We start from the raw sequence: 24,948 nt of genomic DNA, 5'->3' as shown, positions 1-24,948 counted from the left end.
CAATCTAGGACACTAAGAGAGACGTGTCTTTTAACCGCCGGGCAACCGAGGAGAAAAACGGAACCTCTTTGAGTATGTCGCGAAGGGGCGGAGGCGGCTGCACTCCCAAGCGCCAGTAATTCATTCTACGAACTAAGTATTCGCAGATCGCCCAAATTGTCGCAAACAGGAAACCTATCGATAGTAGGAAACCGCCGATCGCCAAGAATATCAGGAGCGGCAACGTCAGCGCCACGACGACGATGGTGCTTGCCAAGATCAGCAATTTTCTCACCTTTGCTTTATGCCGCCGCATAATTGCGCGTATGCTCAAGCCTTCCTCGGCGATCGGACCGCTATCGATGGTGTTGCGATTGGGCGCTGCGTGCGGGTGACCAATACTCGGCTGGGGGGGGGCTTCGAAGCCGAGGACACTAGCTAACTGCCCGCGCCATACGACCCAGGTAGCGTGCTCTTCTTCCGCAACCATCAGGTCGCGGAGAAGTATCGACCCGGCCTCGAACTGCTGGTCCAATGAGCGAATATCGGATTTATAGCCAATTGCGATGACGTTAAAAAGTGGCGGTTTATGTCCGGATGCCTCTTGTCGAATCTCTACGTCTTTGAATCCCAGTATCTCAAAGGTCTTACGGAACCGGGACGGGAACCATTGCCCCACATGGTAAGCCCACGCGTCTGCTTGGTCTCCTTCAAGATGTCGGATCGCACGCATTTTTTGCTCAAGACTGTCCGCTTCGAGAAAGTCCTGCGCCGAAGCCTCGAAGTCCGGTGTCTCTATATGAAGTTTGCCGCCCGGTCTTAACCACCGTTGCCATTTGACGATCGAGCCAATCGCAACTGCACGATTAAAATGTTCGAAAACATGCTGAAGCCTGATCTCATCGACTGTACTGTCGGGAAGGTCAATTTCATTGATGTCGCACGCTACATCGGGGGTAACAGTCATCACACTGTGCTCTGACTGCGGATAGTCAACGTTTACGTAGTCCTCGAAGTACGCATAGCCACAGCCAAGGTGTAGACGCACCGGCCTTTTGCCGGCACGAGCATAGAGTGAAATCGCAATCAGCGGCGTTTTTGAGGATGCTAATCTGTCAAACAGTTTGGGATTATGATCCTTGAAGTCTAAAATCTCCGCACAACGAAGAGCGCAATCCCGGACATTGCGAATGCCTAAAGTTGTCGCATTAAAAACCAAAACCGATGAATACAGACCGGGGCTCATCACGTCTCTGCAATGGGAAAGATCATTGCTCTGCGCCAAGAGTGTATCGTACTCGTTTGTTAGGTTTGCTGCATCTGAGAAAGCCCGAATCGTGTTGAGCCAGTCGGCGCGTACTTCATTCGAACGAACGGAGGCAAATGCACTTGATATCGCAGACTCCAAGACCCTTGTTTTATCGACCCAAGTTCTGGCGAAAGTGCTGCTATTGCGCTGAACTTTATAGAACGCATCTAGAACAGCGAATTCAATGACTCTTCCCATTGGGACGTCGCTCTCGTACTTGAACTTTGTGTCCGAGTAAAACTGCTTGACGACCTCACTCTCCTTGCTCCCCTGGGTGTGAAGAGTGCCGTTGCTCTTCGAGCTTGCCCCGTTGATAGACAGCGGGGCGTCAGAATAACAGAACTCTTCGATCGTGTCCGCAATTGCAAAGGCCGAGTAAATGTCTGGTGACATCGCGCCGAAAAAAATTCCGTTATTTCGTTGTTGGAATGAACGAATTTCGTTCAAGTGGACAAAGGAGTTATAGATGCAGGGTAATCGATTGTAAGGTGCTCGAAAGTCAAGCACTTGCTTCACGGTTTTAACAGAGTTGAGCTTTTGTATATTTTGGGCGATAGGTAAGTAGAGCCAGTTGCGATACTCTGGTATAATGTGGTCTGGCCAACAGTATTCGATTTTTTGCCAAGTGAGAGCTTTGGCATTTGTTTTCGTCAGCAGTTGTCGAGCTTGCGCAATTGCGCCGGGCAATAGGGCATCATCGTCACCGAGAAATGTGACGAAACCATCTTGTACGTGGCTTAGTGCAAACTCCCAGTGTTCCGACATTCCCAAGCGAATATCCGGTTTCACATAGCGAATTCTTGGGTCATTGAATTTACTTACTACCTCAAAAGTATCGTCATCCGACATATTGTCGCTGACAATAATCGAAAGGTGGTTGTCATCCTGCATCGTACAAGTTTGTATCGCGCTCTGAAGCGTTTGAGCGCGATTGAGTGTTGGGATCACGACCGTGAACATCGGAGTGGTGGACATAACGCAATTCTCCAGCGCCAGTGCTGATTGGAGTTGTGCCTACTTCGAACAATGCGCGGCTCGAGTCGAAGTGCGAAATCAAGTTTAGCGTTTTGTAGCTTCCACGTGATACCCGATGGTGAACTCAGGAATCATGACTTTCTTGTCGAGTGCGTAGAAGTAAGGGGCCAGAACGTCACCGATTAGGTGTGACGCTCTGTCCGCGAACTCACCATGGTATTGGCTGTGTTTCTCTGAATTCCACGCAAACCGCGCGCATTCTTGCGCGAGGTGGGCAAAATATCCGTGGTTGGGTTCAATCGATACAACATCACAGGCAAAATCGGCCAAGAACTTGCGGTACCAGTGGGGCGTGTACCCGCCGTAAAAGTGATAGGGTTGCTGATGAAGGCCTGATCCAAGCGGTGCGGTGATGAAAAGACGTCCGCGAGGTCGTAAGATGCGAGCCATCTCTGCGAGCGCCTCAATCGGCCGCGGGACGTGCTCGAGGACCTCGGTGCACAGTATGGCATCGAACGAATTGTCGTCCACCTCGATCGCCGTGATATCCGAAACGTAGTCAATCTCAGCGTATGTACCTTCGTCTCCCTTGTATCCTTCGTAGGCCGCAAAATCGTGGGATTTATAGACACAATGTGCAAATAGGTTTTTGTATGGACCCGTTCCTGCACCCACATCGAGTATGCGGGAGCCTGGAGCGACCGTGGCTGCTCGATCTGCGACCCAGTCATCTCGGGTGCTTTCGTTCCAAGTGTGGACGTGATTCAGATCGGAGTGCCCTTGCGATTTCATCCATTGGATGAGCGGCGCTTGCTCAAAATCACTTTGGTCTCTGGGAAACTCATTTTCTGCTCGAAGAGCTTTCGCTTCTCGGAGAGCTTCATCGAGATCGCGTCTAGCCTGTTCAGTTTCCGCGCGGGCAACGTCAAGCCGGTAAGGTACACGGCGCAAAACTGGGATCCTGCTAAGGAAATTCTCAATTCGACCCACGGGCATTTGCATCTCGTTGTTTGTACGAACTCGTAGAGTTCAGGTGTGGTATACTCCGGCGTTCAACATCGGTAACATGTCTCGGCCTACGAAGACGGACGATGTAGGACGCCGCATCAGACGTAGTTGGCGGAGCCTTCATAAGCGCCGATCACTTCCTCAATCGGTCCAAAAGCTTTCGGAATGCCTTGGTCGAGCCAAAGACCAAGATTACACCATTCGCGGCACACGTTCATCTGGTGTGTGGCGAGCACCATGACATTCGCCTTCCGCACAAACGACTCGATCCGTCGCTGGGCCTTCACCATGAAATGGGCGTCGCCTGCGAGAATCCACTCGTCCATCAAAAGAACTTCGGGCTCAAAGCAGGTCGCAATGCCGAAAGTCAGTTTCATCAACATGCCCGAGGAATAGGTTCTGACCGGCATTTCCAGATATTCGCCGAGCTCGGTGAATTCAGCGATATCGGGGAGGTGCTCCTCGATCTCTGCAGGCGACATGCCCAGGATCATGCCTCGAATGCGAATATTGTCGAAGCCGCTGAGATCGGTGTCGATCCCGAGACCGATGTCGAACATGGGGGAAATGCGCCCGCGAACCGAAATGGAGCCGACATCCGGCTCGTAAATCCCCGCCATCACGCGCAGAAGCGTCGTCTTGCCCGCGCCGTTGTGCCCGATCAGCGCGAGTCGGTCACCTGATTGGAGTGATAGCGAAATCCCGCGGAGTGCTTCGATCGTGATGCGGTCGCTAGCATCACGGCTGATACGCCCCGAAGAGCCGCGGAAAAGAAGGCTCTTCTTCAGGGACCGGGAGCCCGCGTGATAAATCGGCAAGGAGACTTGAACGTTATCAAGACGCATTATTTGCAACGAAGCGGCTTCGGAGGGGGGGGGTGTCATCGGCCTATACCCAATATGGGATGCGGGATCGAAACCGACTGAAGAACGCGAGTGCGATGATCGCATTGATGCAAGTCAGGCCGATTACCATCAGGTAATTTTCAGTGGACGGGAGCTCACCGAGGAGCGGAGCTCGCGCGATTTCCACCAGATGATAAAACGGATTCAAGGTCACGAAATAAGCTTTTTTACCTAGAAAATTTGCCTTCCAGATAATGGGCGTGATGAAGAATAGGATCTGTACGACGCTGGCGACGATTTGCGGAATGTCGCGGAAGCGCGCCGAAATCATGCCGAGATAGATGCTTGTGAAGAAGCTGTTCAAGAGAATTAGCGCGAAGCCGAAGATCGAAAAGAGCGAAGCAAATCCTGGGTTCACCTGAAAGAAAAGAATGATCGCAAAATAGACGACGAAGTTGTGGGCGAACGTAATCAGCTTGCTCCAGACAAAACGCAGCACATAGACGGAGTAGGGGAGGCGGATTTGCTTGATGTAGGATTCTGATCCCGTAAATAGCGATCCCGCTTCCAGTAGGACGGTACTTATCAACCCCCAAACCATAAGGCCGACGCACAGAAATGGCATAAATTCGTGCAGAGGGACTTTGAAGATTTGTGAATAAACGAGACCCATGGCGACGATCATGATCGCCATACTGGCCGTCAGCCAGAAAGGTCCGAGAAGCGAGCGTCGATATTTCTGAACGACGTCACTCCAGCCAAGCCTCCCCCATAGCCGCCACATGCGCAAGCCGTTGACGAGATCGTCGATCGCGAGGCCAAAGCGTGACGCTTCTTTGTGCTCGATTGAAACTGTCGGATTGCTCATTTGGGCCAAGTCTGGAATTGACGAATCAATGCGGCGCCGGTGACATCGGTACATTGCCAATCTGTAAGCCGCAGCTCCGAGATGTTGGCGCCGCCGCCCTGATAGACGCTTCCGATATTGGAGGCAACTCGTGTTTCCGGGCGGCCTATCCGCGTTCAAGTCGCCTTGGTCGTCTTCACGCATGAGTGCAGCGGGCCTCGGTGGCGGCTCCTGCTAAAATGCCTGCTCGCACATGCGATCACCGGGGCGGTAAGGGCGGTAAGGCAACTCATGGCTCTTGGGTGCTCTGCCAAGGGAACCGGCAGCGACGGAGGCAGCGAGACGCAGTTACCCCATGTTGAAGCATCCGCGCGTGCGTAAGGATCGTACTATGTTGAGATCGGCGCCGAAAACAAAAGGCAACACTCAGATTGATATCCTTGCAGAGCTGTCCTAGTGCTTGCAGCGCTCAATCTGGCTGCTCGAATGTGCCGGTCTTGCACCTTCGTTGTTGCCGACCGTCAGACCGTTTATCCTCCGATTCCAACCATCATAGTGCATGAATGCGTAAAATTACGACGCTTGCGGCTAAAGTTCTGATTTCCGCCGGTATGCTTTATTTCGCAATGCGCGGGATCGACTACGCGTCCATAGCGTCCAGATTGAATCAGATGGAGTTCGGTTGGATCGCGATCGCGTTCATCCTTACCATTCTTCAGATTTATGCTGGGTCGGTTCGCTGGGACCATATTGCGGGCGTCTGCGGTTTTCGTTTAGGGGGCGCTCGATCTTTTCGTTATAGCTTGATTGGGGCTTTCTTCAACCAAACCCTGCCGTCTTCGATCGGGGGGGATGCAATGCGAGTGTGGCTGATGGCCAAGGCCGGTGCGAATTGGCGTACGAGCGCTTACTCGGTGCTGGTCGATCGCGCGATCGGTTTGATCGTGTTGGCGACAATCGTGGTTGCGAGCCTTCCCTGGAGCTTGTCGCTGATCGCCAATCTGAAAGGTCGCATCGGGTTGCTCCTCGTCGATGCGCTGGCTCTTTCGGCCGGGCTGGTGTTTTTACTGCTCGGATTGGTTCGTTGGCAGCGGCTTATCGCTTGGTCCCCCGTGCGACACCTGCACGCATGTAGCCGGATCGCCAGTGCCGTGCTGTTCGACTGGCGGTCTCGCTTTTTGGTTGCTGGGCTGTCTGTGGCGATTCACCTCGCGACGGTCGCGATTGCATGGTTTGCATCCCAAGCCATTCAGGCTCCGGTGGGCTTTTTCGAGATGTTCTGTCTCGTTCCTCCCATTATCCTGATCACGATCATGCCGGTTTCGATCGCGGGCTGGGGATTACGGGAGACGACGATGATGATTGCTTTCGGTTATGCCGGCCTGCCGCAGGCCGACGGCGTGATCGTATCGGTTCTGTTTGGTGCGCTTAGCTTTGTTGCCGGATCGCTCGGCGGCATTCTCTGGGTAAGCAGTCAGGAAAAGGCCGGCCAGCAGCCTACCACGCTGCCACTCCAGTGACGAGCAGACTTCCGCGAGTCGGCTCCAGCCGATTTCGGCGACGGGGCGGGGGTCAGATCGCCTTGATCTTGAAGAATGCGAAGGTGACCATTTTCAGGAGCATCCAGCCGTGGGTGAAGCGAGAGATCTGCGTCTCTCCGTAAACGCGCGCGCCATATCTAATCGGTAGATCGATTGTCTTGAGATTGAGCTTCGATGCACCGAAGATCAGGTCAAAATCGCCGAACGGGTCGAAATCCCCGAAATAGGCCTTCCCCGCTTTGAGGCGTTGGTAATCGCTGCGGCTAATCACCTTGGTCCCGCACAGCGTGTCGGTATATCTCTGGTTTAGCAGCCATGAGAAAAGGTACGAAAACACGCGGTTCGCGATCAGGTTCAAGAAGCGCATGGCCCCGTCGTCCATCGGATAGACAAGCCGCGAACCATTGATGAACTCGCCTTTTCCTGAACTGATTGCATCCCAGAATTTAGGCAGTTGCTCGGGGGGCATTGTCAGGTCGGCGTCGAGGATCATTAGGACATCTCCGCGCGCGACGTCAAAAGCGGTAAACACGGCGTCGGCCTTGCCCTTGCCGGGTTGAACCATCGTCTTAATGTCGAGCTGCGGATACGCTGCTTTCACGCGCTCCATCTCATCGAAAGTGCCGTCGCTACTGTGGCCTTCGATGAAGATGATTTCGATATCTTCGCAGAATTTCTCGATGCGCTGCACCGCCGGCTCGATATTTCCGCGTTCGTTGCGCGCGGGAATGACGACCGTGACCGACTTGAAGTTCGGGTTGCTCGCGCGCAGCGACCTACACACCACGTAATTGCGCAGGGCCAGTTGGCGAATGCCGGGCAGCACACTGACAAACCTGTTGAGGAATCGTCCGATTCCGAGAGCGTAGACAGGCGACAGAACGCGTTGCTCGGATTTTACTGTGTCAAGGCCCGAAAGCTCTGCTAGGCCTCTGAGATCAGCGGAAGAGAGGATGTTCTGCTCCGGATAAGGCATCCGCCGTCCGAGCAATTCGGCGAGTTTCAACGCCGGATACCAGAGATGCGAAAAATACCCAATTACGATCCGAGTGTCGCGCGAACACAGATCATGCAACTGAGCGAGAAATTTCTGGCAATCATCAATCGATCCGATCGTGTCCATGATCAAGATGAAATCGAACTGTCCCTCGATCGATGCAATAACGTCTGCATCTTCCACGTCGCCAACGATGAACTGAAGCTGGGGATGCGCCGTTCGGGCTTGGCCGATCATTTCGGGGCTGAAGTCGATGCCCACGCCATAAGATGGCCTCAAACTTGCCAGTGTATCCCCTGTCCCGCATCCGATCGACAGGACGCGCGCGCCCTCAGGGATGACGAAGCGCAGGTAGGTCTGATCTTCCTTATGGAAAAAGCTGGCCTTGTCCTGCCAGGCATTTCGCTGCTTGGCGTATTTTTCTGAGAAAGCCAGGATGTGCGCTTTGCGCGCGGAATTGACGTTTGTCATCTTAAAGTCTCGGGACCATCAAGTAATCAGTGCCTGTCGCAAATCGAGCCGTCCTGAGAAAACGCGATCCATCGCTTTTCACATCCTGGTCCCGCAATCCGACTGGGTACAGGGTTCGTTATCGATAAACAATGGGCTGATAGAAAATACAGTTCCCCGTCGCAAGCGTCGGAAGGAACTGCGCTTTTACGTAAAGACAGTCGCCGATCGCACGCGGCCGATCGGCAGGCAGATGCGCAAAGCCTTACTGGCGGCTCAATGGATCTGTAGGACTTAATCCTTAGTTCGGCGCTGTCTTCTCCACAGCAACAGAACTCGCTATCCGCCCGCAGCGACACCGACGGTGCTCCCAGGTATAGCCAGTCGCGATCTGCCGAGCCGTAGGGCCGGCTGCTCGATCAGTACCGCCGAAAGGATTGCCATGACGACTGTACCCAGCACGGACAACGAAAGAGATGTCCAGAAGTCAAAACGGTAGGTCACAATGATCTGCTGAATCGGAAACGCGTAGAGATACACGCCATAGGAGATGTCCAGAGAAGGATTGATCGCAGCCGGAGGCCGAATGCGCCCGAGAGTGACCGCCGCCAAGCAGATTACAGGCAGCATTCCGACCTGAGGAACTAGCAGGGCGGTCAAAGATGCAAGAACGCCGACCGCAAGAAAGCCAGGCGCTGCGCCAATGTTCTTCTCGATGATGGCGAAGAGTGCGCCCGTCAGAAACGCTACCGCGAAGCGATTGAAGTGAGCGGTGGCGGTCGTTTCTCCAGTTACGTAGAACCAGACCAGAAAGCCGATATAGAAACCGATTAAAGTGAGGAAGAGCAACTTTATTCGATACCTCACAAAGACGGATATCAATGCGAGATAGATATAAAGCTTGATCTCCGCCGGCAGCGTCCAAAGCGATCCGTTCATGACGGACGGGAACGGATTGGTCTCAAAAACGCCCGGCAGTTGGTACCTGAGCCCGAACAGGATGGTCGAATTCCGGAACAGGAAATCCGGCACAAATGGGAGGATTCCTGAAATCGGCGCGCTCGACACGAACAGTGCGACAATCACGCAGAACACGGCGAGGCCGACGAGTGCCGGGAAAATGCGCAATGCGCGCCGCTGTAGGAATTGCAGCGCTGACGCCTTCGTTGTCAGGCTGATCGTGTTCAGATACCCGCTGATTGCGAAGAAAATATTGACGCCAAGCGCGCCGTTGAAATGGGTGGGTTCCGGCAGCCCCACGAGAGCGAATTGGTGGGACCACAGGACCAGCATCGCGGCGATCAAACGAAGCAGATCGAAGGAATTGTCCCGGTACGTCAGTCCCATTCGTCGTTCTCCACAGGCGGTGCTGCCCAGTGCCGCGCTCAACCGGCGATTTCGATGCATTCAATCAGGGAGCCATTGCGATGGCTTCCCTACAACGAAAGACAAAAACTTTTACGCCAGCCGACGACCGCAGTAGGCGGTTTCCGGCGGCGGACCGGATCTCAAAAGCGGGTCTATCGTTCCACCACGAATCGCGCGCTTGCCGCGACTGGCGGAATGCCGGTTGCTGGCTCGATGTGGTCTGGGACCATACCGCCGATATGTTTGCAACATTCCGTCCTTATAACCGCTCTCCTAGATGACAGCGAGGTGCGTCAGCCAGTAGTTAAGGCGAATGGGTCGCTATCCAAAGGCGAATACACGTCTGTCATCTGATTGAAGGATTGCAACTATAGAGTAATATCTAACATCTATACATCTGCATCAAGCTAGCTCGGGGGGGCGGTCGTGGTCGATTATGCTTTGATAGGTCCGAAGTGGGGTGGCACAGGGCTGGGAACCGGTGGTGGCGTTATCACCTGGGCCGTGGATGGGACGGTTGCAGCGAATTTCATCACAATTTTCAATCAAGCATTTATCGAGTGGTCTCAATACGCGGACATTCAGTTCAAGCAGGTTTCATCGACGGCGTCGGCGCAGATCGATCTGGGATTCACATCGATTGACGGTTTGAACAATACGCTAGGTATTGCGCACTACACTTTCGCCGGTCCAAGCTTCATTTCCTCATCGGTCGAGTTCGACACCGGCGAAGGCTGGCACTCGGTGGGTGGTCAAGCGGTGAGCAATTCTGGTGTCGACTTATTCATCGTCGCGTTGCACGAGATCGGACATACCCTGGGAATTGACCACTACAATGTCGTTCCTGCCGTTATGAATGCTACTTACAATGGTTCGGTTTCTGGCTTTACGGCCTCGGACATTCACGCGATCCAAGCGATCTATGGCGCTCCCGCGGTCATTTATGGCACAGCGGCCGATGACTATATGTATGCCGGCACCAGCGGACGCACATTTGTCGGCGGAGATGGAAACGACTCGATCAATGGCGGCGCTGGGATCGATGCGATGTATGGCGGCGGCGGAAATGATGGTCTGTTCGGCGGCGATGGCGCCGACAGTATGAGCGGCGGCGATGGCAACGATTACATCGTTGGCGGCAACGGCAACAACAGCATGTTCGGCGATGCCGGCAACGATAGTCTGAATGGCGGTCCCCAGAATGACTATCTTGTGGGCGGCGCGGGCGACGACGGTATGTTCGGCAGTGATGGCAACGATCAGTTCTTCTCAAGCTCCGGCATCGACTGGATGGTCGGCGGCCGCGGCGCAGATACCTTTGTGTTTGCCAAAGGCGACGGCGCGGACACAATAGCAGATTTCAACGTCCTCGAAGACCACATCAATGTTGCGGGAAGCGACATCCATTCGTTCGTGGAACTGGTCGCCCACACATCGTTTAACGGCGTAAATACCGTGATCGAGCTCGGTGGCGGTGATCAGATCACCATCATGAATGTGCGTCCCGAAACGTTAACCTCTGACTTATTTTACGTCTAAGCGATCGGTTGGAGAGGCGGGGCATCTAATTGGCGCCGGCGACTAGCGTGCGTCGTGTCAACTTTGTTTTCGTCGGCTGCATTTCGAGCGCAAACCGTTCATAATGTCAGCGGCGTTTAGTTTTGCGATCAGGGGGCCGCCCGACAGTTCAAGGAGACCGGTGCCGCTAGACCAAGTGTCCGGACCTGAATATCGTGGTCGCGGCATGCGGAGATGCGTGTTACAAATTCAAGATGCTCGCCCCCCGCCGGGGGAGGGGCTGCACCTTGATGCTGTGAAAGAGGCTGGCTTGTGTCGCTATTTGACTATGATCTGAGTAGAAAGAAGGTCTTCGTGGCGGGCCACCGCGGTATGGTCGGATCCGCTATCGTACGCCGGTTGGCGACGGAAGATTGTGAGGTTCTGATTGCCGAGCGCAACGACGCAGACCTTCTGAATAGTGAACAGACCCGGAAATGGCTTGAACGACACCGGCCGGATGCCGTCGTGCTAGCCGCGGCAAAGGTGGGCGGCATTGGCGCCAACAATGCGTTGCCGGTGGATTTCCTCTGCGAGAACATGCGCATTCAGCTCAACGTCATCCAGGCCAGCCATGCCGTCGGCGTCGACCGTCTGCTGTTTCTCGGCTCGTCCTGCATTTATCCGAAACTTGCCAAGCAGCCCATCAACGAGGACGCGTTGCTAACCGGTCCACTGGAGCCGACCAACGAATGGTACGCGATCGCGAAGATCGCCGGTCTTAAGATGTGCCAGGCCTATCGGCAGCAGTTCGGCCGTGATTACATTTCGGCGATGCCGACCAACTTGTACGGCCCTGGCGACAATTATCATCCGGATCACAGCCACGTCCCGGCGGCGCTGCTGCGCCGTTTCCATGAGGCCAAACTCGCCAATGCGCCGTCTGTCTCAGTGTGGGGCACGGGAATGCCGTTGCGCGAATTTCTCTACGTCGACGATATGGCCGATGCTTGCGTGTTCTTGCTCAAACATTATTCTGAACGCGAGCCGATCAATGTGGGCACTGGCGAGGAGATTTCGATCGGGCAGTTTGCGGCGATGGTCGCAGGGGCAGTCGGATTTCGTGGCAAGCTTGAATTTGACACTAGCAAGCCGGATGGCACACCGCGCAAGCTGCTCGATAGCTCGCGAATTCTGTCGCTCGGATGGAAGCCTAGGACTTCGCTACAGGAAGGGCTACCAAAGGCTCTGGCGGACTTCCTGAATGGGGGTGGACGCCATCTTCACGTTGCGAGTGCTGCCGCCGAATGAAGAAGGCTGAGGGCACCAGGAAAGAATGAGAAAACGGGAGCATGCAAATCGCGCTTCGCCCGTTTTTGCTTTACTCGAAGCGTTCGTAATAGCGAAAGCCGTGGCGCTTGATCAACTCGTCGCGCTCAGCCGACCTAAGGTCTTCTTGCATCATCTCCGAAACCAGCGACTGGAAAGAGGTTTTTGGCACCCAGCCGAGCTTGTTCTTGGCCTTGGAAGGGTCGCCGAGCAGCGTCTCGACTTCGGCCGGACGGAAGTAACGGGGGTCGACCGACACAATGCATTTGCTCGACGCGGGATCATATCCTTTCTCGTCGACGCCTTTACCTTCCCAGCGGATCTCGATGCCGACTTCGGCTGCCGCTAGATTGACGAATTCGCGGACCGAGTGTTGTTTACCGGTGGCAATCACAAAATCCTCCGGCTTCTCCTGTTGTAGCATTAGCCACTGCATCTCCACGTAGTCGCGGGCGTGGCCCCAGTCACGCAATGCGTCGAGATTGCCGAGATAGAGCCGCTCTTGCAGGCCGAGCTTGATACGAGCTACTGCGCGAGTGATCTTACGGGTGACGAAGGTCTCGCCGCGGACCGGCGACTCGTGGTTGAATAGAATGCCATTGCAAGCATACATGCCATAGGCTTCGCGGTAGTTCACCGTGATCCAGTAAGCATAGAGCTTGGCGACGGCATATGGTGAACGCGGATAGAAAGGCGTTGTCTCCTTCTGCGGGGTCTCTTGGACTAGACCGTAGAGTTCCGATGTCGATGCTTGGTAGAAGCGCGCCGTCCTGTCCAACTTGGTGATGCGCATGGCTTCGAGGATGCGCAGCGCGCCGAGGGCGTCCGAGTTGGCGGTATATTCCGGTTCTTCGAAGGACACCGCGACATGGCTCTGAGCGGCAAGATTGTAGATCTCGTCTGGCTGAACGTGCTCGACAATGCGGATCAGACTCGACGAGTCAGTGAGGTCGCCGTAATGTAGCTTGAAGGCCGAGTTTTCGTCGTGCGGGTCGCGATACAGATGGTCGATGCGGTCGGTGTTAAAAAGAGACGTACGACGCTTGATGCCATGGACTGCGTAATTCTTGGCAAGCAGAAGTTCAGCAAGATACGCACCGTCCTGGCCAGTGATGCCCGTAATTAGCGCAGTCTTCTTCGGCATTTGAGTGGAGTCCCTGAAAAAGCGATTGCGGTCACCTCAACTATAACAAGAAGTATCACCGCAATGATCGTGGTCGAGTTCCTAGGGTCCGAGTCCTGAAGCCCGATACAGTCGGGATGACCTAGAAGATGGCAAAGGTCAAGCGAGACGGTTCGAGGTTTTTCGGCTATTCGATTAGCGAAGGCTTACTCCGAATTCACTGTACTGCCGCTCACAAGTAGAAGCCGTACGGGACACGACGGCACCACACCTGAGATCACCGCTCTTAAGCTTAAACCTCCGCGGCTGCGGTCGGCGAGTTAGATTGAAGGGGCCAGTATGCTGAAAAGCGAAATTCACTGTCAATTTTAAAATATGATGAGCCAAAGTGTCTACTAGTCAAGAGGCGATCCATGCTCGATAGCGAAAGTCATCGAGACTCTGAATTGTACGCATTGAAGTCACAATTAGATCTCGGTCAGCCGTCACCGTGCCCCACGTAGAATTTCGCTATAGAGATTGCGATAATAACCCTAAGGATGGCTTCGGTGAACTATGATAGCATAACAAAGTCGACGGATGTGGATATCGTTCAGGTACTCAAATCCAAAATGATCACCGACGCCCTGCCACTTTGGTCAAGCGAAGGATGGGATTCGAAGTCTGGCGGCTTTGTCGAAAGATTAAACATTGAAGGGCATGCCAACCTCGCAGCTCCACGCCGTGTTCGCGTTCAAGCCCGGCAGATCTATTGCTTCGCCAAGGCTGCGCAGCTTGGTTGGAATCCGGCTGGAAAAGCCATCGCTCAAGAAGGCTTGGCGTATTTGTTGGAGAAGGCGAAGTCGCCGGATGGCAAGCCGGGCTTCGTGCATATTCTCGCGCCCGATGGTTCGGTGCTGAACCCGCTGCGTGACACCTATGACCACGCTTTCGTCCTGCTGGCACTGGCGACGGTCTATCAACTGGATCGCGATGCAAAGGTGCGCGCCGAAATCGACGAATTGATGCAATTCATCGATACGCAGTTGCGCTCGCCAGACGGCGGTTACCTCGAAGGCGTCCCGGCTTCGATGCCGCGTCGGCAGAATCCGCAGATGCATCTGCTGGAGGCGTTTATTGCGGCATTTGATGCTACCCATGATCAGGCATTCCAGGCGCGGGCCGGCGATCTGTTCGGTCTGTTCTCGTCGAATCTGTTCGATGCGAAGAAGGGCGTGCTCGGCGAATATTTCGAACAGGACTGGTCGCGGATCGAGCCGGTCAGCGTCGAGCCCGGCCATCAGGCCGAATGGGTTTGGCTGCTCAAGGGCTTCGAACGCATCACCGGCTGCCCGACCGGCAAGCAGCGTGCCGCGTTGCTCGAATCCGCGCTGCGCTATCGCGACGCCACCGGCTGCCTCGTGGATGAAGGTGATGCCCAGGGCAATATCGTCAAGGCCACACGGCGCTGCTGGCCGCAGACCGAGATCATCAAGGCTTTCGTCGCGCAGGCGGAGTCAGGCGTAGAGGGCGCGGCCGACGAGGCACGGACGGCGCTGATGCGGCTGGACAAATATTATCTGCGGCATCCCGTCAAAGGCGGCTGGTACGATCAGTTCGACGGCGACGGACGCTCGCTGGTTGATACGATCCCGGCGTCATCCTTCTATCATATTCTATGCGCGGTCGCCGAAGCCGAACGGGTGCTCGGCGCCTGATGGTCTGTGCGGTCTAGCGGATGGCTTCGTTTGGATCCGTCGGCTTGGTCCGGAACACCACGAAATGCGACATCGTGAAGTTCACGATGAAGCTGACCAAAATGGCCAGAAGCTTGGCGGCATAGACCGGCATGAAATGCGACAGCACCACCAGCGTGGTGGTGGTTGCGATCACGCCTAATACACCCGAGGCGACGAAGCTGAGATAATCCTTCCGGCGCAGCACGCGGCCGGATTCGGCGCGGAACGTGATCATGGTGTTCATCACGTAGGAACACGATACGGCCACCAGCCAGGCTATGACATTGGCGGGCACCAGCGGCAGCTTCAGCACCTGATAGGCGAGGGTGAAGATGGCGAGATCGATGAGGGTGTTGCCAAGGCCGATCACGCCGAAGCTGATGATCTTCGACACCGTGGGGCGCGACAGCCAGGTCTCGACAATTTGTGGTAAAATCAGTCTCACGGCAGCAGGCATCCTCAATCTGGGCGGCTGCATAGCAGGATCGCCCGGGGAAGTCCGGCTTTTTATGATGCGCCGCGGCAGTCCTGCGCGGTCAGTTCCCGCGCTCGTCCGCGATGATCTTGCCGTCATTAGGCAGCGAGGCCGGCGCCACCAGCTCCACGGCCCCCCCGAGCTTGCTGACGGCCCTGAGCGTGGCTGTGACGGCCTCCTGCAGGCCGGGCTTGTCCTTGGCCGCCGCTTCGGCTTTCAGCACCATGGCGTCATTCTCGCCGTCTCTGGACACGACCAGCCGTAGCCGGCCGAGTTCCGGGTGCCGCTTGCCGATTTCGGCGACCTGTTCGGGCCGCACGAACATACCCTTGACCTTGGTGGCCTGGTCGGCGCGGCCCATCCAGCCCCGGATGCGCATATTGCTGCGGCCGCAGGCGCTGGGGCCGGGCAGGGCGGCCGTCAGGTCGCCCAGAGCCAGCCGGATCCAGGGGTGGTGGGGGTCCAGTGAGGTCACCACGATCTCGCCGACATCACCCTCGGCCACGGGTTCGCCGGTCCCGGGGGTCACGATTTCCAGGATCAGGTCTTCATTGACGATCAGGCCGTTCCGGGCGGTGCTCTCATAGGCGATGAAGCCCAGATCAGCTGTGGCGAAGGCCTGATAGGCCTCGACACCGCGCGACGCGATTTCGGCCTGCAGCGAGGGTGGGAAGGCCGCGCCGGACACCATGGCGCGCTTGATGGACGAGACGTCGCGATTGGCCGCCTTCGCAGCATCGAGCAGGATCTTCAGAAAATCCGGCGTCCCGCTATAGGCGGATGGACGATAGGCTTCAATCAGTTCGAGTTGTTGTTCGGTGTTCCCCGGGCCGGCAGGGATCACGGCGCAACCGAGTGCCCGCGCGGCGCCGTCGAAGATGAAGCCGCCGGGGGTCAGATGATAGCTGAAAGTATTCAGCAAGACGTCGCCCGCGCGGAAACCGGCGGCATAGAGCGCCCGCGCGCCGCGCCAGGGATCAGCCTGTTTCGACTCCGGCTCGAAAATGGGCCCCGGCGAGGTGAACAACCGGCCGAACGAGCCGGTCGCGCCTGACACGAAGCCGCCGAACGGTGGACTGGCCTTGTGCAGGGCCGGCAGGTCGGATTTGCGCAGCACCGGCAATTGCGCCAGCGCCGCGCGGTTGATAATGGCGGCGGGATCGATGCCCTTGAGATGTTCCGCATAAGCGGGTGCCTGCATCGCGTGGCGCAGCACATCCGGCAGGCGCGAAAACAGATTGGCCTGGCGCTGCGACGGATCGCAATTTTCGAGTGTGTCGAAGTGGCGCATCTGGGTGTGTCCTGGTGGTTTGGCGTCGTCGCGGTTATTCCGGTAGCCTGTGGCGCCGTGCTAGTGGGAAATCATGTCGTCAGAACGTATCGTCCAATGGCTCGACAGCTTCGGCCAGCTTGATTTTCCTGCTGCCGTCGTGTTGGCCGCATTGGTGGTTGCCTCTTCGTTTTTGCCGATCCCGCGAACATTCATCGTGTTCGGTGCCGGTGCTGCGTTCGGCTTGCGCTCTCTCGTCGTCATTGTTCCAGTCGCCGCGGCTGCATCCGCTCTGGCCTTCATGCTGGCGCGCTCTGTTCTGCGCGGTTGGGTGGAACGGCAGACCGAGAAACGCGCGGCCTGGCGCCTTATTGCCCAGGCCGTCGATGACGAAGGCTGGCGCATCGTCGCACTGATGCGGTTCGGCGGACCATTGCCCAATTCGGTGCAAAATTATCTGTTCGGTTTGACAAATATCGGACTGCTCCCGTTCGCCCTGGTCACTTTCGTGTTCACGCTGCCGCAGATCGTGCTTTACGTGTATCTCGGTGCGTCCGGACGGGCGTTGTTGCTCGATGATGGACCAATGCCGCTCAGCCGTGTGCTGATTGCCATGGCCCTGGTCATTGTGTTCGTCATCCTGTTGCTGGTGTCGCGCCGCATTCGCGCGATCCTTGCGTGCAAGACCGGCATCGCGACCTGCGGGACCGTGAGCAGCTAAAGCCATCGCTTCCTGCGCTTGAAGCTCTTCAGATTCTTGAAGCTCTTGCGCTGGTCGCCGGCGCCGCCGAGATAGAACTCCTTCACATCCTCGTTGTCGCGGAGTTCGTCAGCGGTGCCGTCGAGCACGACTTTGCCCTGTTCCATGATGTAGCCATGGCTGGCGACGGAGAGAGCGGCACGCGCGTTCTGCTCGACCAGCAGAATGGTGACGCCGAGATCGCGGTTGATCTTCTTGATGATGGCGAACACTTCCTTCACCAGCAGCGGCGATAGGCCCATCGACGGCTCATCCATCAGGATCATCTTGGGCCGCGCCATCAGCGCTCGGCCGATCGCCAGCATCTGCTGCTCGCCGCCGGAGAGATAGCCGGCGAGGCCGGTGCGCTCCTTCAGGCGCGGGAAGTAGTCGTAGACCATCTCGATGTCGGTGGAGACCTCGTTGTCTTTCCGCGTGAAGGCGCCGAGGCGGAGGTTTTCCAGCGAGGTCATGTCGGACACGATGCGGCGGCCTTCCATCACCTGGAAGATGCCGCGGCGGACGATCTTGTCGGGATCGATGCCGTCGATGCGCGTGCCATCGAACAGGATTTCGCCGCGCGTGACTTCGCCGTCTTCGGTTTTCAACAGACCGGAGATCGCTTTCAGCGTGGTCGATTTGCCGGCACCATTGGCGCCGAGTAGCGCAACGATCGCGCCCTTCGGCACCTCCATGCTCAAGCCGCGCAGCACCAGGATGACGTCGTCATAGACGACCTCGATATTGCGGATGTCGAGGAGCGGGGAGGTGGCGGGGGCCACTGCAATCTTCGTCTCGGGCTGAAGTGTAGTTTGCACAGTTGTCACTCCGGTCGCTGTTCTTTTCCCTCCCCCTTGCGGGGAGGGTGGCCGGCCCACTTGGGCCGGTCGGGTGGGGGTGCCACAAGCGCCGTCGCTCGTGGCGCCCCCACCCCTGACCCCTCCCCGCAAGGGGGAGGGGAACATCGGCGTCTTAGTTCAAACTACCACCCATGCCATTCCGGCTTGCGCGGCAGTTCCACGGTCTTCACCTTCTCCAGCTTGATCGTGCCCTTGACCATCAGGTCGTTGAGATCGCCATCGGTCGCGCCGGACACCTTCGAGCGATACAGGTCGACCTTGGTGGTCGGGCGGTGATCCTTGTCGGTCCAGGTCGAGGGATTGCAGACGCCCTCCATGCCGGCCGGCACCCAATCCTTCTTCTGGTAGAAGCCCTTGGCGACGTTCTCGCCGGTAGCGCCGCCGTTCTTCGCGGCCCAGTCGAGCGCTTCCTTCATGTAGAGCGAAGTGCAGACCGCCGCGATGTAGTGCACCGGGCGATAGATCTTGCCCGAAGGATCGGAGATCTTGGAAATCTCCTGCACCGTCTTCATGCCCGGTGCGTTGCCGCCCCAGCTCACCGCCGTGCGCAGCGGGAAGATCACGCCATCGGCAGCATCGCCTGCGGCCTTTGCCGCGTTCTCGTCCATGCCCCACACATTGCTCATGAACTGTACGTCGACGCCGGCTGCCTTGCAGGCCTTCATCACCGAGATGTTCGAAGCTGCGGTGTTGCCGAGATAAGCATAGTTCGCGCCGGCGCTCTTCAGGCTGAGGCATTGTGCGCTGTAATCGCCGGGCGCGAGTGCGAAGACCAATGGCGGCAGGACGTCAAAGCCGAGTTCGGCGGCGAGCGCTTCACCCGCGGCCTTCGGCGCGTTGGGGTAGGGGTGGTTGGCGCCCATATGGACATATTTCGGCTTGCCCGACTTGCCCTTGGACTTCCAGTCCTCTGCGGCCCAGGTCAGTTCGGCGCGCAGCGCGTCCGAATAGGACGGGCCATAGAAGAAGTTATACGGCGCGGGCTTGGCCTTGCCGCCGGCGCCGGTCGGGTCGGTCAGCGCGGCCGAATAGGAGCCCGAGATGTCCGGGATCTTGTCCTGCGCGAGGAAGCCGGTGAGCGCTTCGGTATCTGCCGTGCCCCAGCCCATGATCGCCGCGACCTTGTCGGCGCCCGACCACTTCTTGTACAGCGCGATGGCGCGCGGCACCTGATAGCCATAGTCGTTGCTATCGAGATTGACCTTCTTGCCGCCAATGCCGCCGTTCTTGTTGATCCAGGCGTAGGTATCGACCACACCCTGGCCATAGGGCGTGCCGACGTCGGACGTGCCGCCGGAATAATCGGCGAGGTGGCCGACGGCGATCTGCGCCTGCGCACTGGCAGATGCGCCCGCGATGAGAAGGGCAATGGATGCGGACGTTAGAAATGTTTTCATCGTCATGAGCATTCTCCCGTTGGATTTTATATTTTGTCGTTTCGTCTAGTCCGTCCCGTTCTCAATGCGAAAACGGGTAGAGTTTCCAGTAGGTCTTGATCTGCCGCCAGCGATGCGCGAGCCCGTCGGGTTCGAACACCAGGAACACGATGATGATGAGGCCGATGGCGATCTCGCGCAGAAAGGTCAGGTTGTTGTTGAGCGCCAGCGCTTTGTCGATGACGCCGCCCTTCAGCTCCATGCTGATCCATTCCATCGCTTCCGGCACCAGCACCACGAAGGCCGTGCCCATCAGCGTGCCCATGATCGAGCCGGTACCGCCGATGATGACCATGGCCAGGAACAGGATCGAGCGCTCGATGCCGAAACCCTCGTTGGAGACCACGAGCTGGTTATGCGCGTACAGCGCGCCGGCGATGCCTGCGAAGAACGCCGCGAGGCCGAAGGACAACGTGCGATATTTGGTGAGATTGATGCCCATGATCTCGGCCGAGAGATAGTGATCACGCACAGCCACCAGCGCGCGGCCGTCGCGCGAGCGCATCAGGTTGGTAACCAGCAGATAGCTCGCCACCACATAGGCCAGCACCACATAGAAATACTGCCGGTCGCCGCGCAGCGTATGGTCGAAGATCGAGAACGCTTTGGCCGTCGCCGGCACCGAGCCGCCGCTGAACCAGTCGGCGCGGGAGAAGAAGTCGAGCAGAATGTATTGCGCGGCCAGCGTGGCAATAACGAGGTACAGCCCCTTCAACCGCGCCGCCGGCAGGCCGAAAATGAGTCCCACGATGGCCGTTACCACGCCGGCGATGGGAATCGAGAAAAACACCGGGATCGGATAGTTGTTGGAGATATAGGCCGAGGTGAAAGCGCCGAACAGGAAGAACGCGGCGTGGCCGATGGAAATCTGGCCGGTAAAGCCGACCAGGATATTGAGCCCGAGCGCCGCGATGCCGTAGATGCCGATCATGATCAGCTGGCTGAGCCAGTATTCGCTGAGCAGTTGCGGCGCGAAGCAGATCAGCACCACGCCGAGGATCGCGGCGTTGCGGCTGGTGGTGGTCGGAAAGATTGTGGTGTCGACCGCATAGCTGGTGCGGAAGTCGCCGGCCGGGATGAGGGAGGGACTGGCCATGTGTTACACCCGCTCGATGTCTTTGGTGCCGAACAGGCCGTAAGGCTTGATCATCAGGATGATGATGAGCACGTAGAACGGCGCGACCTCATAGAGATTGCCCCAGTGCAGATATTCGCTGTCGATGAATTGCGCGAAGTTCTCCAGCAGTCCGATGATGATGCCGCCAACCACGGCGCCGCCGATACTGTCGAGACCGCCGAGGATGACCGCCGGAAACACCTTGATGCCGTAGATCGACAGGCCCGATGAGACGCCGTTGACCACGGCAACCACGACGCCCGCGACGGCGGAAACCATCGCCGAGATGGCCCAGGCCATGGCGAATACCGTCTTGACGGAAATGCCCAGCGATTGCGCCACCTGCTGGTTGAACGCGGTGGCGCGCATCGCGAGGCCCCATTTCGACACTTTGAAGAACCAAGCCATGCCGATCATCATCGCGACCGATACTACGAGGCTCATCACATAGACGGTCTGGATCTGTAGGCTACCGATCGTCACCGACTGGCTGGTGAAGACACGCGGGAATGGCTGCGGATTGACGCCATAGATCCATTTCAGTGCCGCCTGGAATACGGCGGACAGCGCGATGGTCACCATGATCACCGAGATGACCGGCTCGCCGACCAGCGGCCGCAGGATCACGACCTGGATCAGGATGCCGAAAGCAAACATGAACACCAGCGTCATCGGCATGCCCAGCCAGAACGGCACCTGGTATTTGGTCAGCAGCGTCCAGCACACCCACGCACCGATCAGTAGCAACTCGCCCTGCGCGAAGTTTACGACCTGGGTGGCTTTGTAGATCAGCACGAACGACATCGCGACCACGCCATAAAGCGTGCCGACCACGAGGCCGTTGACGAGAAGCTGGAGGAGGAACTGCGTGTTCATGCGATGGCTTCCGCAACAGAAGATGCGATCGTCCCCTCTCCCCCGAGCGTGGCGAAGCCGCGCTGGGCGGGAGAGGGTGCCTGAGCGTAGCGAAGGCGGGAGAGGGGGCGCCACAGATGACGTCGGCGTGTGTGGCTTCCCCTCTCCCGGGTGAGTTCGGGGCGACCTTCGGCGCTCCCCTCTCCCGCAAGGGGAGAGGGGATAATTATGCGCATCGCGCTATGTTGCGAACAGACGTTCATTCCGCCGCCTCCATGCGCGCGCCATCCCGCGCCATGTCCACCACGACCAATCGCGTGCGGATGCGCTGGGAGGTGCCATCCTGGAAGCGGATCGTTGTGTCGACGGGGATATCCCGGGCGCCGCCATAGATGCCGTCGATGATGTCGGCGTATTTCTCGTTGATGACGCTGCGGCGGACTTTTCGGGTGCGGGTCAGTTCGCCGTCGTCGGCGTCGAGCTCCTTGTACAGCAGCAGGAATTTGGCGATCCGCTGCGCGGGCGGCAGCGTGGCATTGACCGTCTCGACTTCCTTGCGGATCATCTCATAGACCTCGGGGCGTGACGACAGGTCCGTATAGGTCGTGAACGAGATGCGGTTCTTCTCGGCCCATTTCGAGATGATCGAGAAGCGGATGCAGATCATCGCCGCGAGCGCATCGCGGTTGTCGCCAAGCACCACGGTCTCGGCGATATAGGGCGAGAATTTCAGCTTGTTCTCGATATATTGCGGGGAGAAGCGTTCACCGCGCGCGGTCTGTGCCAGATCCTTGATGCGGTCGATGACGACGAGTTGCTTGTTGTCATTGAAATAGCCGGCATCGCCGGAATGCATCCAGCCATCGCGCAGATCGGCGGCGGAGGCCTCGGGCGATTTGTAATAGCCGAGGAACATGTTGGGGTGCCTGACAACGATCTCGCCGACGCCCTGCACATCGGGATCGCGGACTTCGATCTCGATGCCGCTGCCCATCGCGATGCCGGTGGTGTCGGGATCGACGGCATCCGGCGGATGCAGTGTGAAGGCGCCGAGCGTCTCGGTCTGGCCATAGAGCGTGCGCAGCGGCACGCCCATAGCGCGGAAGAATTTGAATGTGTCCGGGCCCAGCGCGGCGCCGCCGGTGGCGGCCGAGCGCAGCCGTGTGAAGCCGAGACGATCACGCAGGGCACGGAACAGCAGCGTATCGGCGACGGCCGAGCGCTTTCCTTGCGCGAGTGCGGATAGCCCGGATTTCATGCCGAGTTCATACAGGCTCTGCTTCAGCGGCGATGAATCCATCACCCGTGCGCGCACGTCCGCTGCGATGCCTTCCCAGACCCGCGGCGCGAACAGCACGAAGGTCGGCGCGATCTCTCGAAAATCGTTCATCATGGTGTCGGCCTGCTCGACGAAGTTGACCTTCATCCGGCTCAGGAGACCTTTGCCGAGTGCGTAGACCTGCTCCATGATCCAGGGCAGCGGCAGTACCGAAACATATTCGTCGTCCGGTCCCTTCGGATCGAACGACAGATACACCGCGCAGTGGCCGAGCACGCGGCCTGCGGCGAGCATCGCGAGCTTTGGGTTCGATGTGGTGCCTGACGTGGTGCAGAGGATCGCGACATCCTCGCCCTGCGTCGCATCGACCAGTTGATCGTAGAGGCCCGGCTCGCGCGCCGCACGGTCGCGACCCATCTGGGCGAGCCTGTCGGCCTCTAGCAGGCGCGGATCGTCGTATTTCCGCATGCCGCGCGGATCGCTGTAGACGATGTGCTTCAGCGCCGGCACACGGTCAGCGAGGGTGAGCAGCTTGTCGACCTGTTCTTCATCCTCCGCGAAAACGATCTTCGCTTCGCCGTAGTTGAGGAGATAGGCGGCTTCCTCGTCGAGCACGTCGCGATAGAGACCGAGGCTCATGCCACCGATAGCATGCGCGGCGATCTCGGCAGCGACCCAGTCGGGCCGGTTATCGCCAATAATGCCGATGACGTCGCCACGGGCGATGCCGAGCTCGACCATGCCAACCGTGAAATCCTTCACCCGGGCATGGTAATCGTTCCAGGTGAACTCCCGCCACAGGCCGAAGTCCTTTTCGCGCAGCGCGATCTCGCTGCCATGTTCTTTGGCGTTGAGGCGCAGCAGCTTCGGATAGGTATCTGCCTGTTTGACGCGGCCGGTATAGTCCATCATGCGGCACTCTCCGCAGCGATAGGCGCATGGTCGGGATCGACGAGGACTTCGTCCTCTTCACCGAGATAGGCGCGCTTGACGTGTGGATCGGCCAGCACGGCAGCCGGATCGCCCTCGGCAATCTTGCGGCCGAAATCCAGCACCATCACGCGATGGGAGATGTCCATCACGACGCCCATGTCGTGTTCGATCATCATCACCGTCATCCCGTATTCTTCGTTGAGATCGACGATATAGCGCGCCATGTCCTCCTTCTCCTCGAAGTTCATGCCGGCCATCGGCTCGTCGAGGAGGATGAGGTTCGGCTCCAGCGCCATCGCGCGGGCGAGTTCGACGCGTTTGCGCAGACCATAGGGAAGGGTGCCTGCGGTCGCCTTGCGCACGCTCTGCAGATCGAGGAAGTCGATGATCTCCTCCACCTTGCGGCGATGCTCGAGCTCTTCCTTGCGGGCGCCGGTGAGCCAGTACAGCGAGCCGGTGAGGAAGTTGTTCTTCAGGAGGTGGTGGCGGCCGACCATGATGTTGTCGAGCACGCTCATATGATGAAACAGCGCGAGGTTCTGGAAGGTGCGGCCGATGCCGAGGCCGGGGCGGGCGTTTGGATTGAGCCCGGTGATGTTCTTGCCGTGGTAGAACAACTCGCCTTCGGTGGGACGGTAGCGGCCGGAGATGCAGTTGACGATGGAGGTCTTGCCGGCGCCGTTCGGCCCGATGATCGAGAACAGCTCGCCGTCATTGACAGCGAAGCTCACATCGGTGAGCGCGCGAACGCCACCAAAGCGCAGTGACACCCCGCGCACGTCCAGAGCAACCGCCACTCAAATCCTCCCAGATACGGCGCTTGTCGCGCTCTTTATCCACGTTCCTCGGATGGTCCCGAGCCTATATCGCCCGGTCACGCTAAGCCATTCTACTAATGACCTTTCGCGGTGGTCTTCCCTACGTCAAATCGGTATCCTGAAATGTCTCGCGGCGGACAATCTGCCTGCCAATTTGTCGCGCGAGCGTTCTTTTGCGCT

Annotated in this window: 20 protein-coding genes; 5 read left to right on the top strand and 15 right to left on the bottom strand. The window is 57.8% G+C overall.

What is annotated here, in order from left to right; all coding sequences use genetic code 11:
- Positions 1-4 precede the first annotated feature (4 nt).
- The 4 genes from CHC01_RS30755 to CHC01_RS30740 form a co-directional block, all read right to left on the bottom strand.
- Positions 5-2,263, bottom strand: coding sequence for a glycosyltransferase (locus tag CHC01_RS30755; protein ID WP_089268139.1), 2,259 nt, complete (start codon positions 2,261-2,263; stop codon positions 5-7).
- 84 nt (positions 2,264-2,347) lie between these two features.
- Positions 2,348-3,214 carry a class I SAM-dependent methyltransferase gene (locus CHC01_RS30750; protein ID WP_176454762.1) on the bottom strand — a complete coding sequence of 289 codons (867 nt, stop codon included), beginning with the start codon at positions 3,212-3,214 and terminating at the stop codon, positions 2,348-2,350.
- A 155-nt stretch (positions 3,215-3,369) separates the two neighbouring features.
- A complete protein-coding gene (locus CHC01_RS30745) occupies positions 3,370-4,155 on the bottom strand; it encodes an ABC transporter ATP-binding protein (protein ID WP_089268137.1) in 786 nt (261 codons plus the stop codon).
- A gap of 4 nt (positions 4,156-4,159) precedes the next feature.
- Positions 4,160-4,984 carry an ABC transporter permease gene (locus CHC01_RS30740; protein ID WP_089268136.1) on the bottom strand — a complete coding sequence of 275 codons (825 nt, stop codon included), beginning with the start codon at positions 4,982-4,984 and terminating at the stop codon, positions 4,160-4,162.
- Positions 4,985-5,526: 542 nt separating this feature from the next.
- Between CHC01_RS30740 and CHC01_RS30735 the strand changes: the two genes are divergently transcribed.
- A complete protein-coding gene (locus CHC01_RS30735; RefSeq protein ID WP_089268135.1) occupies positions 5,527-6,483 on the top strand; it encodes a lysylphosphatidylglycerol synthase transmembrane domain-containing protein in 957 nt (318 codons plus the stop codon).
- A gap of 52 nt (positions 6,484-6,535) precedes the next feature.
- Here CHC01_RS30735 and CHC01_RS30730 read toward each other — a convergent pair whose 3' ends face one another.
- Positions 6,536-7,972: a bifunctional class I SAM-dependent methyltransferase/glycosyltransferase family 2 protein gene (locus tag CHC01_RS30730; RefSeq protein WP_089268134.1), complete on the bottom strand. Its 1,437-nt coding sequence runs from the start codon at positions 7,970-7,972 to the stop codon at positions 6,536-6,538.
- 318 nt (positions 7,973-8,290) lie between these two features.
- Entirely contained in the window at positions 8,291-9,298 is a 1,008-nt protein-coding gene (locus tag CHC01_RS30725) for an acyltransferase family protein (protein ID WP_176454761.1), read from the bottom strand.
- Between the two features lie 447 nt (positions 9,299-9,745).
- Between CHC01_RS30725 and CHC01_RS30720 the strand changes: the two genes are divergently transcribed.
- Together CHC01_RS30720 and CHC01_RS30715 are read left to right on the top strand one after the other, a co-directional pair.
- Positions 9,746-10,858, top strand: coding sequence for a matrixin family metalloprotease (locus tag CHC01_RS30720; RefSeq protein ID WP_089268132.1), 1,113 nt, complete (start codon positions 9,746-9,748; stop codon positions 10,856-10,858).
- A gap of 291 nt (positions 10,859-11,149) precedes the next feature.
- Positions 11,150-12,127, top strand: a complete 978-nt coding sequence (locus CHC01_RS30715) for a GDP-L-fucose synthase family protein (RefSeq protein WP_283805470.1) — start codon at positions 11,150-11,152, stop codon at positions 12,125-12,127.
- Between the two features lie 70 nt (positions 12,128-12,197).
- Here CHC01_RS30715 and gmd read toward each other — a convergent pair whose 3' ends face one another.
- Entirely contained in the window at positions 12,198-13,289 is a 1,092-nt protein-coding gene (gene gmd / locus CHC01_RS30710; RefSeq protein ID WP_089268130.1) for a GDP-mannose 4,6-dehydratase, read from the bottom strand.
- A gap of 518 nt (positions 13,290-13,807) precedes the next feature.
- On the opposite strand from gmd, the gene CHC01_RS30705 reads away from it, so the two are divergent.
- Positions 13,808-14,965, top strand: a complete 1,158-nt coding sequence (locus CHC01_RS30705) for an AGE family epimerase/isomerase (RefSeq protein ID WP_089268129.1) — start codon at positions 13,808-13,810, stop codon at positions 14,963-14,965.
- 13 nt (positions 14,966-14,978) lie between these two features.
- Here the strand turns inward: CHC01_RS30705 and CHC01_RS30700 are convergent, their stop codons facing one another.
- Together CHC01_RS30700 and CHC01_RS30695 are read right to left on the bottom strand one after the other, a co-directional pair.
- On the bottom strand, positions 14,979-15,431 hold the full coding sequence (locus CHC01_RS30700; RefSeq protein WP_089268162.1) for a GtrA family protein: 453 nt from the start codon (positions 15,429-15,431) through the stop codon (positions 14,979-14,981).
- A gap of 91 nt (positions 15,432-15,522) precedes the next feature.
- Complete coding sequence (locus CHC01_RS30695; protein WP_089268128.1) at positions 15,523-16,752, bottom strand: phenylacetate--CoA ligase family protein; 1,230 nt, start codon at positions 16,750-16,752, stop codon at positions 15,523-15,525.
- Positions 16,753-16,825: 73 nt separating this feature from the next.
- Here CHC01_RS30695 and CHC01_RS30690 point away from each other — a divergent pair, with 73 nt between their 5' ends.
- Positions 16,826-17,452 (top strand): TVP38/TMEM64 family protein, encoded by a 627-nt coding sequence (locus CHC01_RS30690; protein WP_089268127.1) that lies wholly within the window; start codon positions 16,826-16,828, stop codon positions 17,450-17,452.
- Here the strand turns inward: CHC01_RS30690 and CHC01_RS30685 are convergent.
- The 6 genes from CHC01_RS30685 to CHC01_RS30660 all read right to left on the bottom strand — a co-directional run bounded on the left by CHC01_RS30685 (position 17,449) and on the right by CHC01_RS30660 (position 24,747).
- Positions 17,449-18,288, bottom strand: coding sequence for an ABC transporter ATP-binding protein (locus CHC01_RS30685; protein ID WP_089268126.1), 840 nt, complete (start codon positions 18,286-18,288; stop codon positions 17,449-17,451). The two genes, CHC01_RS30690 and CHC01_RS30685, sit on opposite strands and share 4 nt — an antisense overlap.
- A 164-nt stretch (positions 18,289-18,452) precedes the next feature.
- Positions 18,453-19,733: an ABC transporter substrate-binding protein gene (locus tag CHC01_RS30680; protein ID WP_089268161.1), complete on the bottom strand. Its 1,281-nt coding sequence runs from the start codon at positions 19,731-19,733 to the stop codon at positions 18,453-18,455.
- 55 nt (positions 19,734-19,788) lie between these two features.
- Entirely contained in the window at positions 19,789-20,862 is a 1,074-nt protein-coding gene (locus CHC01_RS30675; RefSeq protein ID WP_089268125.1) for a branched-chain amino acid ABC transporter permease, read from the bottom strand.
- Positions 20,863-20,865: 3 nt separating this feature from the next.
- Positions 20,866-21,759 carry a branched-chain amino acid ABC transporter permease gene (locus CHC01_RS30670; RefSeq protein WP_089268124.1) on the bottom strand — a complete coding sequence of 298 codons (894 nt, stop codon included), beginning with the start codon at positions 21,757-21,759 and terminating at the stop codon, positions 20,866-20,868.
- 238 nt (positions 21,760-21,997) lie between these two features.
- Positions 21,998-23,929 carry a long-chain fatty acid--CoA ligase gene (locus tag CHC01_RS30665; protein WP_089268123.1) on the bottom strand — a complete coding sequence of 644 codons (1,932 nt, stop codon included), beginning with the start codon at positions 23,927-23,929 and terminating at the stop codon, positions 21,998-22,000.
- Complete coding sequence (locus tag CHC01_RS30660) at positions 23,926-24,747, bottom strand: ABC transporter ATP-binding protein (RefSeq protein WP_089268122.1); 822 nt, start codon at positions 24,745-24,747, stop codon at positions 23,926-23,928. The genes CHC01_RS30665 and CHC01_RS30660 overlap by 4 nt, the downstream gene beginning before the upstream one ends.
- Positions 24,748-24,948: the final 201 nt, after the last annotated feature.

Source organism: Tardiphaga sp. OK246 (assembly GCF_900188215.1).
GTDB classification, from domain to species: Bacteria; Pseudomonadota; Alphaproteobacteria; order Rhizobiales; family Xanthobacteraceae; genus Tardiphaga; species Tardiphaga robiniae.
The sequence above is the reverse complement of the archived record's forward strand: the minus strand, read 5'-3'. Positions and strand labels throughout refer to the sequence as shown.